The organism is Frankia tisae (assembly GCF_025403405.1).
Lineage (GTDB): Bacteria > Actinomycetota > Actinomycetes > Frankiales > Frankiaceae > Frankia > Frankia tisai.
The window spans coordinates 1-494 of sequence record NZ_JANEZT010000792.1 but is presented as its reverse complement, the minus strand read 5'-3'; the positions used below and the strand labels follow the sequence as shown (position 1 = coordinate 494).

Below are 494 nucleotides of genomic sequence, written 5' to 3'. Positions count from 1 at the left end.
GACCCCCGACCGCTCCCCGTTCAACACCTGACGGGAGCGGTAACCCACCCGATCCTTCGGACCCGGCCGCCACCACCCGGCCGCCACCACCCAGTAACCGTCCAGCGGCTTCGCCACCCGGTTGACGCGGCGGCGCGGCGTTGGTTACCTCGGCCGATGATGTCGCCAGGTGCCAGGTCCGCGGGTGTCGTTGTTCGGCTCGCGCTGGTCAGCTCGGCGCCGACCCCCGCGCTGCGGGCCGCCCGGTTTCCCATCGACGAGGATGTCGACGCGGACGGGCTGCGCCGGGCCGCAACCGCGGCCGCTGCAGCGGCCGGAGCACTGCCCGCCCGGGCGCGGGTACTCACCGACGGTTCTGCCCGCGCCCGGCAGACCGCGAGCGCGTTGTGCCTCCACGGCACCGGCACCAGCGGCACCGACTGCGGCACCGGCACAGCCGCCGACACCCATGCCCACGCCTACGCGGACGCAGACGCCAGCCGCCTGGGTGGGGG

At 75.3% G+C, this 494-nt stretch carries 1 pseudogene; it reads left to right on the top strand.

The features are described from left to right. Positions 1-156: 156 nt before the first annotated feature. Positions 157-494, top strand: a pseudogene (locus NBZ85_RS31715) (hypothetical protein); the annotation flags it as partial.